Annotated in this window: 9 protein-coding genes; 6 read left to right on the top strand and 3 right to left on the bottom strand. The window is 63.0% G+C overall.

Going from position 1 to position 12,940, the window contains the following annotated elements:
• Positions 1 to 295 precede the first annotated feature (295 nt).
• Together V8P86_RS08255 and V8P86_RS08260 are read left to right on the top strand one after the other, a co-directional pair.
• Positions 296 to 3,436: a S8 family serine peptidase gene (locus V8P86_RS08255; RefSeq protein WP_336326778.1), complete on the top strand. Its 3,141-nt coding sequence runs from the start codon at positions 296 to 298 to the stop codon at positions 3,434 to 3,436.
• A gap of 102 nt (positions 3,437 to 3,538) precedes the next feature.
• Entirely contained in the window at positions 3,539 to 6,205 is a 2,667-nt protein-coding gene (locus V8P86_RS08260) for an AAA domain-containing protein (RefSeq protein WP_336326779.1), read from the top strand.
• 14 nt (positions 6,206 to 6,219) lie between these two features.
• On the opposite strand, the gene V8P86_RS08265 is transcribed toward V8P86_RS08260, so the two are convergent.
• Positions 6,220 to 7,281 carry a zinc-dependent alcohol dehydrogenase family protein gene (locus tag V8P86_RS08265; RefSeq protein ID WP_336326780.1) on the bottom strand — a complete coding sequence of 354 codons (1,062 nt, stop codon included), beginning with the start codon at positions 7,279 to 7,281 and terminating at the stop codon, positions 6,220 to 6,222.
• 178 nt (positions 7,282 to 7,459) lie between these two features.
• Here V8P86_RS08265 and V8P86_RS08270 point away from each other — a divergent pair, with 178 nt between their 5' ends.
• Positions 7,460 to 7,858, top strand: coding sequence for a universal stress protein (locus V8P86_RS08270; RefSeq protein ID WP_336326781.1), 399 nt, complete (start codon positions 7,460 to 7,462; stop codon positions 7,856 to 7,858).
• Between the two features lie 9 nt (positions 7,859 to 7,867).
• Here V8P86_RS08270 and V8P86_RS08275 read toward each other — a convergent pair whose 3' ends face one another.
• Both V8P86_RS08275 and V8P86_RS08280 read right to left on the bottom strand, forming a co-directional pair.
• The gene (locus V8P86_RS08275; protein WP_336326782.1) at positions 7,868 to 8,077 is read right to left on the bottom strand and encodes a hypothetical protein; all 210 of its coding nucleotides are present in this window, start codon (positions 8,075 to 8,077) and stop codon (positions 7,868 to 7,870) included.
• A gap of 44 nt (positions 8,078 to 8,121) precedes the next feature.
• Positions 8,122 to 10,881, bottom strand: a complete 2,760-nt coding sequence (locus V8P86_RS08280; RefSeq protein WP_336326783.1) for an ATP-dependent helicase — start codon at positions 10,879 to 10,881, stop codon at positions 8,122 to 8,124.
• Positions 10,882 to 10,986: 105 nt separating this feature from the next.
• On the opposite strand from V8P86_RS08280, the gene V8P86_RS08285 reads away from it, so the two are divergent.
• Genes V8P86_RS08285 through V8P86_RS08295 form a run of 3 tightly spaced genes read left to right on the top strand, consistent with a single transcriptional unit; the run spans position 10,987 to position 12,938 of the window.
• Complete coding sequence (locus V8P86_RS08285) at positions 10,987 to 11,754, top strand: alpha/beta fold hydrolase (RefSeq protein ID WP_336326784.1); 768 nt, start codon at positions 10,987 to 10,989, stop codon at positions 11,752 to 11,754.
• A gap of 36 nt (positions 11,755 to 11,790) precedes the next feature.
• Positions 11,791 to 12,357 (top strand): archaellin/type IV pilin N-terminal domain-containing protein, encoded by a 567-nt coding sequence (locus V8P86_RS08290; RefSeq protein WP_336326785.1) that lies wholly within the window; start codon positions 11,791 to 11,793, stop codon positions 12,355 to 12,357.
• 53 nt (positions 12,358 to 12,410) lie between these two features.
• Complete coding sequence (locus V8P86_RS08295; RefSeq protein WP_336326786.1) at positions 12,411 to 12,938, top strand: hypothetical protein; 528 nt, start codon at positions 12,411 to 12,413, stop codon at positions 12,936 to 12,938.
• Positions 12,939 to 12,940: the final 2 nt, after the last annotated feature.

The following is a 12,940-nucleotide window of genomic DNA, read 5'->3' on the forward strand; positions in this document are numbered from 1 at the left end:
CAAGGTACGGTGGTATCTAATATCAATGTAACGGCTGTCATGACACAACATGACATTCACCCAGAAATGCGAGACAACGGTTCGAAACTCGTTCGGACTCACCGTCTGGAGTCGTTCAAATGCGTGTCGCGTGGCCAATTGCGGTCGAACGTTATCCGAATCCTTCTGATTCGATGCACAGATCCGGGACGCCGAGTCGTTCGACTTCGGTGATCAGCGGGCGGTCATCGTCGTCAGTTCCATCTATGATAATTACTGACACGGTTTTATATAAGACGAATACCGTGTCTCGTTCGTGGACAGAGATACGTATTCGCCGAACCGACGGGAGTTTATCGCCGGGACAGTCGGGGTCGGTGCGGCAGGGTTGGGGGTCGAGTCGGCCGCCGGCAAGACGTGGGCCGAGTATCCGGAGACCGAAGATGCGTCCGGCACGGTCGACGTGGTCGTCCGGTTCGAGCCAGCAGACGGGTCCGGGACGGCGACACTGCAGCAGCACGCACGCGTGACTCAGCGTCCCTTCGAACAGTTTGCCGCCGAACAGCCGGGTGTCAGTATCGAGCGACAGTTCTGGGCTGCAAACGCCGCGCTTGTCTCCGTCGACATCGGGAGCGTCAGTCGGAGTACAATCCTGGCCGTCGAGAGCGTAACCACAGTACATCCGAACTACGCCGTCGCGGAACACAGCGTCGCCGACGAGACTGAAGCAGTGGCGACTGACGCGAGCAGCCAGCCCGAAGAAACAGGCGTTGCATACCACTTGGAAGAAATGGATGTCCCACAGGCGTGGGAGGTACACAACACCCGAGGTGAAGGCGTCGATGTCGCAGTTATCGACACCGGGATCGATACGTCCGGACACGAGGAACTGGCGGCCTCCTTAGAGCGTGGGGGATGGGCGGAGTTCGACGAGGATGGCAACCGAGTCGACTCGGAACCGAACGCCCAGACAGCGTTTCCGCAGGCCGGCCACGGAACGGCCGTCAGCGGGGCCATTGCGGGCGGCGCCACCGACGACGGGGATCGGTACGGCGTCGCACCCGGGGTGAACCTCTACATGGCGAAGAGTGTCAGTCAGCCACCTGAGGGAATTCGAACCCTGTCGGTGTTCGGAGCCATCGAGTGGGCCATCGAACAGGACGTCGATATCCTCTCGATGAGCCTCGGTCTCCCACAGTACAATCAGGCATACGTAGAGCCGATCCGCAACGCCATCGAGAGCGGTCTTCTTGTCGTCAACAGCATCGGGAACGCGGGTCGGTACACGAGCGTGTCGGCGGGAAATATTCCAGGGGTGCTCTCGGTCGGCGGTATCGACGACGACCGGGAGTTGTACGAAAATAGCAGCGGCGAGCGCATCGACACCGAGCGGTACTGGGGCGAGACTGCGCTCGATTCGTGGCCGCAGGAGTACACTGTTCCCGACGTAACTGCCCCCGCCGTCGACACGCTGGGCCCGGTACTCGACGGGCAGTTCGAGCGGAACAGCGGCACGAGTTTTGCAGCACCCTGCGTCGCCGGTGTCGCTGCGCTCGCGATTGCTGCGACCAACGCCGACAACGACGCGATCCGAAACGCCATCATCGAAACAGCCCGCCATCCGGCCGCCAACGACGAGTTCGATGTCGATCCCGGACACGACGACCGATTTGGCCGGGGCATCGTCTCCGCACTCGCGGCGATCAGTCGACTCGAAGCCAGTGAAACACTGACCGGAACAGTCACGGATGCCTCCGGCAACCCGCTCGACGGTGTGACGGTCGCGTCGGAAGCTGGTTCCACGACCGAGACGGACGCTCAGGGCAGGTACGAACTGACAGTCCCGCCGGGCACCCAGCCCATCGGCGCCACAGGCCTCAGCTTCGACACAACGGTCGCGCGTATCGACCCGGCCGACACCGACACCCGTGAGTTCCAACTCGCTCGGACGGACGACCTCGGTGTCGAGATGGCCGACCGGATGTCGACACGGATCGACCCGGGAGCGGAGGCGACAGCGATGTTCGACGTTGCGAACGCCGAAACAGTCGTCGTCGAGATAGCAGCCGAGGGGCTGTTCGATCCGGCGGAGTTGGAACTCAGTGTCGCCGGGACTGCGGCGGCGTTCGGAGAACCGGTTAGTATCGACCCGGACCAGACACAGATCACGGTCGCCGTCGGCGTCCCTGAATCGGTCCTGATCGGCCAGTTCCGACTCTCCTACGAGTTCACGGACGGCGGTGAGTCAGTCACCGGCGAGGGCCATCTCGTACACGCACACCCCGATCCCTTGGTCTTCCCCCCGGCTGACCCACCGACACTGCAGGCCCCGATCGATCTGGCGGCACCCCGGACGACGATAGAACTCATGGACGGACAGGGAGCGGCAGTCGCCGCGGCAGACGACAGCGCGGGACTCGTCATCGACAAACCACTGACGCTGACGGCCGCCGATGAAGCCACACCAACCGTTCAGTTCTCCAACGACGGGGCCGAGAATCCTGCAGTTGCGTTGGTTACGGCCAACGACGTGACCATCTCGGGCCTCGTCGTCGACGGGACGGATGCCGAAACGGGGATCCAGGTCGCCCGCGAAGGCGCCACCCCAAAGGCGTTGCCACAACCGTCCGGTGTGACAGTCCGCGACCTCGCCATCTCCGGGGCAGAGACGGCCGTTCTCGCGGGTCAATCTCCGGCGCTACGGATCGTCGACAACGAGTTGACCGCGAACACGACCGGTATCAGTGTCGGCCGTCAGGTGCCGTTCCGGGATTCGACCACCGTGACTGGCCGGACGAAGACGACGGTTCGGGACAATTCGGTCACCGACGCTGAGACAGGTATCGACGTGGCCGGTCAGGTCGCGGCTATCGAAGGAAATTCCCTCTCGAACATCGGTACCGCGGGAATCCGTCTCGGAACGCCGCGCTTTTTGAGCCGCCACTGGGGACTGGATATTGGCCCCATTCGGTCGAATAACATTACGGGTGCGAATCGCGGTATCGTCGTTTCGGGCGTCCTGACTCTCCCCATCGAAGAGAACACCCTGTCCGACATCACCGAGACAGCATTCGTCGTCGACGGGGCCGTTCTCGCCCCGATTCGGGCCAACAGTGTCGACGGCGCGCAGACGGGACTCACCGTTGGTGACGATGCAGAGGTGGCGACGCTGGCCGACAACGAGTTTGCGAATATTCAGCAACCAGGCGACGAGGAAGAGTTGGGAGAGACAGACGAGACTGGGATGAGTGACGAGGACAGCACAGACGACGACACGCCATCCGACGGAGGTTCCGAATCGACGGCCGACCCGGACGACGACGCAGCGGACACCAGCGACTCGGACTCGGATGGGTCCGGTCCCGGGTTTGGCATCGGGAGCGCGCTCGTCAGTCTCGGAGGCGCAGGCTACCTCCTGCAACGGCGACTGTCAGACGACGACGCAGCATCCGAGTAGTACAACCGACCTCCGTTTCGGCCTCGCACGTCTCGCACAGCGAATCAACGCGGGACCCAGTCGACCGACAGCGTTTTTCGGTCCGCGGCCGTGGCTCGTTTCGTGAACATCCGCGGCGTCGTCACCGAGGTCGAACAGCCACGCACCGTCAACACGCAGTACGGCGAATCGGAACTCTGTGAGCTGACGGTCCGGCCAGACCGTGGCGCTGGCCAGCCGACGACCGTGACGCTGTGGGGCAAGTGGACCGAGACAGCCGAGTATCTTGAAGTCGGGATGGAACTGGCCGTCTACGACGCCGACGAACGCGAATACCGCGGGGAGACGCAGTACTCCACCGGCGAGGGAACGATGGTCGTGGTCGAACCGCAGTTTCTCGTCGACGTGACCGACATCCGCGGGTGGGTGCAGTGCCCACGGATGTACTACCTGAACAAACTCGGCGGCACCGAACTCGCCGAACCCGTCGTCAAGGGAACGATCATCCACGAAGTATTCGGCGACCTGCTGCGGGGCATCGACATCGAGAAATCCGTCGAGCGCCGCGTCGAGGAGGCTGGACTGGATCTCGGTTTGCTGGGGGCTGATCCCGAGGCAATGCGCGAGACTGCTCGCCAGCACGCCGAGGCCATCGAGGGCTGGCTGCAGCAAGGGACGCTGACCGAACGCGACGAGTGGCGCTCCGAGCAACTGCTCGTCTCCGAACGCTACGGACTCAAGGGACGGGCCGACGCCGTCCGCCGCGGCGCGCCGGTCGAACTCAAGACGGGCAAGAACACCAACCGCGACCCACGATTTCAGGACAAGGTGCAGGCCGCCTGCTACGCGCTCGTTCTCGGCGAGAAACGCGGCGGTGAATTTCCCGACACCGGAACTCTCCTGTACACGAAAAACGCCGCCGTCGACCGCAACGAGGAGTCGGGTGATCTCTCCCCGGCGAAGGATTTCTCGATCAGTCAGGGCTTCCTGCAGTTCGTCGTCCGGGCGCGCAACGAACTCGCGGCGATGGAGCACGACATCGACGTGCCGACTGGCTACGAGGCCGACGCCAAGTGCGAGTACTGCTTCGAGCAGGACAGTTGCATGGCCATCGCGGGCCGCCTCGGCCAGGAATCGAAAGCAGGCCAGGTCGGCACCGCGGTGCCCGAGGAAGAACAGGAATACTTCGAGCGCTTCTACGAGGCAATCGAGACCGAGCGCCGAGCGATCCATCGGGAGTACGCCAAGTTGTGGGAGCAAAGTCCGGAGGAACGGGCCGACGACGACCGCGCGCTGGTCGGCCTCGAACCCACGGAGACGACCGAACTCGACGACGGCCGGTGGGAACTCCGCGCCGAGGGCACCGGCGCAGTCTCGAAGATCCGTGTCGGTGACCTCGTCCTCGCCAGCGACGGCGACCCAGTGGGAGGCAACGCCGAACTCGCCCGCGTCGAACGACTCGGCGGCGGTAGCGACGAAATCGTCGTCACCGCGGACGAACCCGTCGAGTTGCGCCGCCTCGACATCTACCCCTCCGAAATCTCCACCGACCGCCTGCTGACGGCGCTGCATGACGGGATCCTCACCCAGCCGCCGGACTGGAAAGATCCCCTGTTCGAGCGCCGCGATCCCGAATTCGAGGCCGTCGAGGAGACAATCATCGACAACAACGCTGCCCAAGACGAGGCGATCCGGAAGGCGGTTGGCGCCGAAGACTTCGCGCTCATTCACGGCCCGCCCGGAACCGGCAAGACCTACACGCTGGCGACGCTCGTCGAGGAACTGGTCGACCGCGGCGAACGGGTGCTCGTCTCCGCGTTCACGAATCGCGCGGTCGACAACGCACTCGAAGCGCTCGAAGAGCAGGGCCTGACTGGGATGGTTCGCGTCGGGACCGAGAGTGGTGTGCGCGAAGATATGCAGTCCTATCGGCTCGATCAATCGGGTGATCCGGAGGCCTGTGCCGAGAAACTGGAAGCCGCCGATATCGTCGCGGCGACGACGGCGACCTGTGGCTCCCGAGCGCTCCGCACCCAGTCTTTCGACGCGGCGGTCGTCGACGAAGCGGGACAACTCACCGAACCCGGGACGCTGGCCGCGGTTGCGCTGGCCGAGAAGTTCGTCCTCGTGGGGGATCACCACCAGCTCCCGCCGGTCGTCCAATCCGAGGCCGATCTGCACGAATCGCTCTTTCAGCGCCTGGTCGAGAGCTACCCGGAGGCGGCGACGTTGCTCGACCAGCAGTACCGGATGGCACAGGCGATTCAGGCCTTCCCCTCACAGGAGTTCTACGACGGACAGTTGCGGCCAGCGACGGGCGAAGTCGCGGCCCAGCGAGTTGAGGATCTACCCGGCGTCTCGCTGTCTGATCTCCCGGAACACCTGCGAGAGTCAGTCTCCTTCGTCGACCCCGACGGCACACAGCGAGGGAACACGAACCCCGAGGAGGCCAAAGCCGTCGTGGAGACGGTCGGGGCCTTCCGCCAGGCCGGCGTTCCGGCCGAGGAAATCGGCGTCATCGCGCCCTTCCGGGCACAGGTCGCCGAAATCGGCCAGCGACTGCCGCCCGGTGTCACGGTCGATACGGTCGACCGCTTCCAGGGGTCGAGCAAGGAGGTCATCATCGTTTCCTTCGTCGCGACTGGATCACTCGACGGGCCGATTTTCGAGGACTACCGGCGGATGAACGTCGCGCTGACGCGGGCGAAGAAGTCGCTCGTCCTTGTCGGCGATGGCGCTGCGCTGTCGACCGATGACACCTACGGGCGGATGGTCGAGTGGGCGCGGTAATTCTCCGCTCCCGTTCAGAAAGAGTCGATGACCGGAATCCCGACTGTGCCGAAGTCGGTCATCGCCTCGAGTTTCTCGTTGACATCGTCGAGTTCGATGGTCCCGGAGACGACTTCCTCCGGCCGGAGTTTGCCGCCTGCGACCATCCGGAAAATCTCGTCGTAGCGGTTCGGCGGCATTCCGAGCGAGCCGATGAACTCGATTTCTTTCATCACCATCGCGTCGGTCGGTAGTCCGACCACCCCCTCCTCTTCCTGTGTCGTGAGCCCGATCTGGATGTGCTGGCCGTGGGTGCCGAGGCTCAGCACCGAATTACGACAGGTTTCGGCGATACCCAGCGCGTCGACGGAGACGTCCGCGCCGCCGTCGGTGACCGCGTGGACTGCCTCGGGCACCTCGTCGGTTTCGCTGGCGTTGACGGTTTCGGCCGCGCCCAGTGACTCGGCTTTGGCGAGTTTCTCGTCGGAGAGGTCGACAGCGACGACGTTCGCGCCCAGCGCGTCGCCGATGTGGACGGCCGAGAGGCCGACGCCGCCGCAGCCGTGGACGGCCAGCCAGTCTCCAGCCTCGACGTCAGCGCGGTGTGCGAGTGCGTGAAACGAGGTCATGAACCGACAGCCCAGTCCGGCCATATCGACCGATCCGACACCGTCGGGTAGTTCGACCAGGTTGTGGTCGGCGACCGGAACGTGTAGCTCCTCGGCGAACGCACCGGGCAGGTCTTCGACGAACCCCAGCGGAGCGCCGTTTTCGCAGGTGTTCGCGTGTCCGTTCCGGCAGAAGTGGCAGTTCCCGTCGCTGATGTTGAACGGTACTGCGACGTGATCACCCTCGCTGACCCCCTCGACGTCGTCGCCAACCTCGACGACGTGACCCGCCGGCTCGTGGCCGAGAATTTGACCGGGCTGGGCCTGGATTCCGAGCCAGTCCCAGTCCCCCTGCCAGGCGTGCCAGTCCGACCGACAGACGCCGCAGGCTTCGAGTTCGACGACCGCTCCGTCCGGTGTTGCCTCCGGTCTGTCGACTTCTGTAATTGAAAGCGGTTCACCGTGTGCTTCGAGGACTGCTGCGCGCATGTCAAAGTATGATGAAGTCAATGGATAAAAATGTGGGTCATGTTTACACTCATCAACAACTCTACTTCTCGGGGGCTGCTGTGGGGGGACCTCGCGCTGGGTCCGTCCGCGATGGTTTGGTTCCAGGGCGCTCGAAAGCAGAGGTATATTTTTTATGCTGGGCGGCCGAGAACCAGGTATGACACGCGTCTTGTTGTCCATCGACGAAGATGAATCCCGAGCAAAATCACAGGCAGAGACGGTTCTCGATCTCTTCGGTACCGACGACCTCTCGGTCGACTTACTCCACGTCTTCGAGGAGAATCCGGAGGGCGCAACAGCCCAGCAACTCGGCTCCGTCCGCCGCGCACGCGAAATCCTCCAAGAGGCGGGTGTTGACGTAACGATCCAGGGCGAAGGCGGCGACCCTGCCCAACTGATCGTCGATCACGCCGATGATATCGATGCCGATGCGATCGCTATCGCCGGCCGCAAACGCTCACCGACAGGCAAGGTTGTCTTCGGGAGCGTCACGCAGGATGTCATTCTTAACACCGAGCGCTCCGTTCTCGTCTGCAGCCCGCACGAGGACATGTAGGCCGGGGTTTTACTCCGGACCGTCGTCGACCGCACCGCACGCGGTGCATTTCGGCGCGCCGGCTTCGGGGTCGTACTCCAGGTTGCCCTCGCCGCACTCCGGACAGGGCAAGTAGTTGACGGAATCGCCGTACTGAGCGACCTCCGTCGGGTTCATTTCGGCGTTGCTCTTGCCCGTCCGAAAGCGGCCCCGCAGGTAGTTCAACAACTTCGAGAGCATTCACACACATCTGAGGGATCTGTCGCAGTAAAGCTGTCGCGGGCCTACGGCTCTGCCTCGGTCGTCCCCTCGATTTCCTCCAGCACGCGCTGGTGGAATTCCTGCAGGACCTCCGACTCGTCCTCGGCGAGCACCACGTCCGAGGCCATCAGCGTCGCCAGCCCAAAGGCCTTCGGCGACGGTGACTCGACGCGGGTCGTCTCCACACTGACCGCGCCGGCCTGAATATCCGACAGCACCGACTCGATGCCCGCGATGTTGAGTTTGTCTTCCAATATCTCCCGATAGGTCTCGTCGATGACCGCGAAGTCCTCAAGATCCTCAGCGAAACCCAACAGCATCTCGCTTGAAACCTGCTGCTCACTGGCTGACTTCTCGTAGCCCTTGTACCGCTTGAGGATCATCAGCGCCCGCGTCGCGTTGATCCGGAAATAGCGCTGGAGCAGGTCCGTCCCGTCGAGACTCGCTCGCAGATCCGCCCGGGCTTCCGCCGGATCCAGCCCTTCGACGATGCCCGTGATATCGACCTTGCGGTTCAACGGCAAAGAGACCGTAAATCCGTGATCCGCGACTGCCACCTTGACGTTGGCGTTGGCTTCCTGCGCACAGTGGTAGGCAAGTAATCGAGAGAAGCCGTCGTTGAACCGCCGCCCGTAGTTCGAGTGGACGTAGTAGTGGCGTTCGTACTCGTTGTGATCTAACTCCTCTTCGATTACCAGCCGCCCGTCGGTGCTCACGCTCTTCGTCCCCGTGTAGCGGATCTGTTCGTCGAACATCCGCGTGATGGCCTGCACGCTGTGCTCGTCCAGCGGGAACTGCCGCAACCAGACCCTCACTTCTGATTTTCCGCCGTCGAGCAGCCGGTCGCACAACTCGCCCTGGAAGGCAAGAATTTCTTGGCCGAGATCGTAGGAGAGTGGAAGTCGTTCCGAGAACCACGAGGGCACGGTCGGGCGGGCGCTCGTCCGGTCGACGTAGACTTTCGACCCGCGGCGGTAGCTGTACTCGAAGTTCTGGCCGCCGAGGACGAACACGTCGCCGGATTCGAGCGTGTCGAGATACGACTCGTCGAGTTGCCCGACCCACTCGTCGCCCGAGCGGGTGAACACGTCGCACGTGAAGGAGTCGGGAATCGTCCCGATGTTGGTCATGTAGATGACCCGAGCGAGACGGCCACGTTTGCCGATCAGTGGCTCCCCGACATCGAACTCGTCGTAGTGAAATTCGCCGTCCGGTGGATCGTTTTCGTCCCGCCAGATCTTCGCGTAGACGTTCTTGTCCTCCATGCCGTCGTAGGAGGCGGTGAGATACCGGCAGAGTTGTTCCCACTCGTCGTCGCCGTAATTGCGGTACGGATAAGCGCGTTCGAGGATCTCTCGAATCTCGGCTTCAGGGCGGGGACCGTTGATCGCCATGCCGTAGACGTGCTGGGTGGCCACGTCTTGGGCGTTCTCGGGGACGAACACGCGGTCGACGAATCCCTCTTCGGCCTTCTTGAGCATGACCGCGCACTCGATCAGTTCGTCTCGGTCCAGCGCGAACACCCGGCCGGTGACGATCTCGCCGAGTTGGTGGCCTGCTCGTCCCACTCGCTGGAGCAAGGCGGCGACGGATTTCGGCGAGCCGACTTGCACGACCAGATCGAGTTCGGGCATGTCGATACCCAGTTCGAGGGATGTCGAGGTCGTCACCACGTCGAGTTCGCCGGCCTTGAGTTTGGATTCGATCTCCTGGCGGCGCTCTTTCGAGAGGCTGCCGTGGTGACAGCCGGAGTTGTCCTCGTCGTAGCCATCGAAACGCTCGCGGAGGTTGTGCAGGACGCGCTCCGCCCCTGAGCGCGTGTTTGTGAAGACGAGCGTGTTGGTGTGGTCTTTGATGAGTTCGTCCAACTCCTTGTAGAAGCGGTCGTTGACGACCCCCGCCGACGTGTTGATGAGGTCGTCGGTCGGACAGCGCAACTCCATGTCGAAATCCCGGACGAAGCGCGTGTCGACGATTTCGTACTCGCGGGGCTGGCGGTCTTCTGGATCGGCCTCATCCTCGTCAGTTCTGTCAGACTCGTAGCCGACCAGAAACTCGGCGATGGTATCCAGCGGTTCGACCGTCGCCGAACAGCCGATCCGCGTGGGTGAGTTGTTCGCGAGCGCTTCGAGTCGCTCCAGCGAGACGGACAGATGTGTCCCGCGTTTGTTCTCCGCGAGACTGTGAATCTCGTCGACGATGACGTACTCGACCGTTCGGAGTTTCTCTCTGAATTTCGGTGAGTTGAGCAATATCGCGAGCGTTTCGGGGGTGGTGTTGAGAATATGCGGCGTCGTTTCGAGCATCGCCTGTCGCTCGCTGTCGCTCGTGTCGCCGTGGCGAATCGCGTGGCGAATCTCCACGTCTTCGCCGCGCTCGTCCAGTTTCTCGGTGATGCCGTCGAGGGGCACTTCGAGATTCCGGTGGATGTCGTTTGCCAGCGATTTCAGCGGAGAAATATACAGACAGTAGACGCTGTTTTCCAGTCCTTCGGACTGATCACGGCGGAACAGTTCGTTGATGATGCTACAGAAAGATGACAAAGTTTTGCCGCTGCCCGTCGGCGAGCAGACCAGCGTGTTCGTCCCCTCGTGGATCAGTGGGATCGCTTCCTTCTGTGGTGGGGTGAAGAAGCCGCCGTTCTCGGGGACGAACTCGCCGAACTCCTCGATCCACCACTCCTGGACGACCGGTTCGAGCGAATCGAGCACGTGCTCGTCGTCGACCGGCACGGCCTCGGGGTCGAACGGCACATCGTCGGCGAGACGATCGATCGCTCCCATCCTATCTGGGTGTAGGACCGCACCCTCTTGTCGGTTGCGCGGACGAATCATCTCCGGACTCGCTCCTAACGGGTTGTTCAAGACAATCCACCCACAACTGCGACCATGGAAACGGTCACATCTGCGGACGGAACGACCATCGCCTACGACCGCACCAGCGACGGACCGCCGGTTATCGGATTGCACGGCACCGGCGTTCGCCGGACGATGTGGTCGCTGCTCGCTGGACAGTTCGACGACGGAACGCTGCTCGCGCCCGACCGGCGCGGCCGCGGCGACAGCGGCGACACCGCACCCTACGACTTCCAGCGGGAAGTCGAGGACGTGCAAGCGCTCGTCGAAGCCTGCGAGCGCGAACCAGTCCTGTTCGGGAGTTCCTTCGGCGGCCTGCTCTCGATGGAAGCCGCGCCGTCTGTCGACATCGCCGGCCTCGCGCTGTACGAACCACCGCTGCCGCAGGCGACAATCGACGAGCGGGATACGCCACAGCGGAGCCTCGCCGATCAGACCGCCGAGTTGATCGACGCTGGCGATCCGGAGGAAGCCGCTCGGACGTTTTTCACCCAGGCGACCGGAGCGGAGTCGGTCGAACACTGGCCGATCTGGCCGGAGTGTGTCGAGTTCGCGCAGACGATTCCCCGGGAATGCCGGATCGTCGAAGCGTTCGAGTTGTCGACTGTGCCGACCGAATACCCGACGCTTCTCTTTACTGGGTCGGAGAGCCCTGAGTATCTGCAGGCGGGTATCGACGAACTGGCCGAGCGGATTCCAGACAGTACCGTCGTAACACTCGACGGCGCCGGCCACGCTGGCGTCGCGACCGCTCCGGGACAGGTCGCCGAGCATCTGGCTTCGTTCGTGCAGCAGATCTGACGTGCCCCAGTCTGTCGCCAGAGAAGCTGAATATATATGCCGATTCACACCGTACGCAGTGACGTGTTCCGAGACCGCCGCGCAGTCTCGCCCGTAATTTCGGTCATTCTCATGGTCGCCGTCGTTGTTGTGCTCGCAGCAACCACTTCTGTCTTCGTCCTAGGACTGGGCGAGAGTGTCAATGACCCGGGCCCGACCGTGGCACAGTCGAGCGGGGAGTTTGCCCCTCAGGATGGGTTCGACGGTGGCATCGTGAACATCACTCACCAGGCGGGTGACACTGTCTCGACCTCGGCACTCGAAATCGCGGTCACTGCTGAATGCGAGGGTGGGCAAAAACGAGGGCGACTGGTGGACCTCCCTGTAACCAGCGGCAACGCCATCAGTGATGATCAGATCGAGGGCGCGAATATTCTCGATCAGTTGTCACTGAACCGCTATGGCGGCGGGGCACTACTGGACTCCGAGTACAGCGCCGGTGAGACGCTTCTCTTTCGCATTCCGAAGAGTAAATGCGAACTCACGTCTGGCAGCGAGGTCACCGTTCGCGTCGTCCATACCCCCTCAGAAGGCGTTATCATCGACCGAACGCTAACTGCGTAGCAACCATCGACAAGGGAGAGGCTACATATCCCGGGAGTGCGTAGGGCCTGCTAATGGAGACAGCCCTCGACGCATTGCCCGGCCGGCCGATGTCAGCCGAGGATATCGCGGCGCTGAACAACGCCGCCACAGTGCGCGTGATCCCCTACACATGGCTCGGCGAACAGGTCATCGCCGCGCTGCTTCTGTACGACGAACGCCGCGCCGAGGACGACCGAGCGGTCGGTGCCGACGCTCGCGTCACCGACACTGAACCCGAGGACGACGAGGACGAGAATCCCTTCGGCGGCCGTGACGACAGCATCGGGACTGTCGAGGTGATCGGCGACGAAAGCGGCGGCTCGCAATCGCAGCAACCGGCGACCGAACGCGTCGACGAGGATGCGGACGACGACCTGCGTGTCTACGCAGTCGGCTACGACGACGACGAAGCGTCGTGGGTTGTCATCGCCGAAATCGACCCGGACTCGGAGTTCACCGACGCCGAACCGCCGATCCGCGAGTGGGCCCGCGAATCGTATCACGAGGCGATTTTCGAGCGACTGGCGATCGGTCCCTCGGAGTACGAACTCACCGAGTGAGC

This window comes from Halovenus anhuiensis, assembly GCF_037080055.1.
In the GTDB taxonomy this organism is placed as follows: Archaea; Halobacteriota; Halobacteria; order Halobacteriales; family Haloarculaceae; genus Halovenus.